Genomic DNA, 1,446 nt, shown 5'->3' with positions numbered 1-1,446 from the left:
TCTGGCACCCCTCTAGGTCAAGCCCGGGGTCGTAGGGTGGTCGGTGGCGGGTCCGGGGAGTGACTTTTCCGAAGCGTCGATGTCGGGGTTGGAGTCGGCCGCGCTGGAGTCAGGTGTCGTCCCCGGTTGTCCTCCCGGGCCCGTCCCGGGTATGTCGTGCGTGTCGCGGAGCATGGTGCGGTAGACGACGTCGGAGAGGCGTCGTTTGAGGGCTCGCATGGCCTCCATCGAGGTTTTCCCCTCGGCCTTGCGTCGGTCGTAGTAGGCCCGGCCGGCGGTGGGGTTGCGCAGCTGGACGGTGGCCATGGTGTGCAGGACCCGGTTGATTTGCCGATTTCCGCCGCGGGAGAGGCGGTGACGGACTCGGTCGCCGGAGGATGCGTCGATCGGTGCGGTGCCGGTCCACGATCCGAAGTGGGCCTTGCTGGGGAAACGCTGGATGTTGCCGACCTCGACGAGCAGGCGGGCCGCGCCGGACGGGCCGATCCCATGGAGCTCGAGCAGCCTGGTGCCCGTCGCGACGACCAGTTCACGGAGTTCTTTGTCGGCGGCCTTGCTGCGCTGGTAGATGCGTTCGAGGTCGGTGATGAGTTCCGCGGCGACCCGGCGACGGGCCTTGCTGGCCGGATCTCTCGGGCGCACGCCAGCCAGGATCGTCTTGGCCTGAGCGGCGGACAGGAACTTCTTGGCCCCGCCGGGCACGAGCAGCAGGAGCAGGGCGTGGAGCTGGGAAATCATCCGGGTATGGTCCTCGCCGAGTGAACGCCGCCGGTCGACCAGGGTCTGCAGGACCGCTAGCTGCTGGTCGTCGACGACCGGGTGCAGCCCGGCCATCCGGGTGCCGACCAGCGCGACGGAGTGAGCGTCGGTGGCGTCGGTCTTTCGGCCCTGCCCGGTGGTGAATACACGGGCCCGGGCAGACAACTTGGGCGGCACGTCGATCACTTGCTCGCCGTCGGCGAGCAGCCGCGCGGCGATGTGTTTGCCGATGCCGTTGCAGCCCTCGATCGCCCACACGCGGTCCGGCCAGCTGGCCACCGATCTCTTCATGGCCGCGTAGCCGTCGACGGTGGTGTCGAACCGGCCGCGACCGAGCACGGTCTCGTCGCTGGCCATCACCTCGATCGTGACCGATCGCTTATGAGGATCCATCCCGATCACTACCCGGCACGGACCGGAGGAAGGGCTGGTCGAGGCAGTGCTCATCGATGCGTCGATTCCTTCAGCGCCCCCTGCAACTGATAGGAAAGGTCGTGAGGGCACCGCTACTTCGAGCGCGGGGCACACCCCTCTTCAGCCACTCCGACCCTGGTGCGACGCCCGGACCGCGCAGGCCAGATGAGAGCCACACGACCCGCGTGGGCAGCCGCAGTGGGAGCGACGGACCGGGCGCCTGGACGCTACCCCGCCGGGCACCGTCCTACCGCCCATTGAATAAGTAGCCGC

General features: G+C 68.5%; 1 protein-coding gene. It reads right to left on the bottom strand.

All coding sequences use genetic code 11. From position 1 onward, the window contains the following. Positions 1-12: 12 nt before the first annotated feature. The gene (locus tag BUB75_RS44000) at positions 13-1,206 is read right to left on the bottom strand and encodes an IS110 family RNA-guided transposase (protein WP_073266872.1); all 1,194 of its coding nucleotides are present in this window, start codon (positions 1,204-1,206) and stop codon (positions 13-15) included. Between the last annotated feature and the right edge of the window lie 240 nt (positions 1,207-1,446).

This window comes from Cryptosporangium aurantiacum (assembly GCF_900143005.1).
Classification (GTDB): Bacteria; Actinomycetota; Actinomycetes; order Mycobacteriales; family Cryptosporangiaceae; genus Cryptosporangium; species Cryptosporangium aurantiacum.
This window is presented reverse-complemented; position numbering and strand designations above follow the sequence as displayed.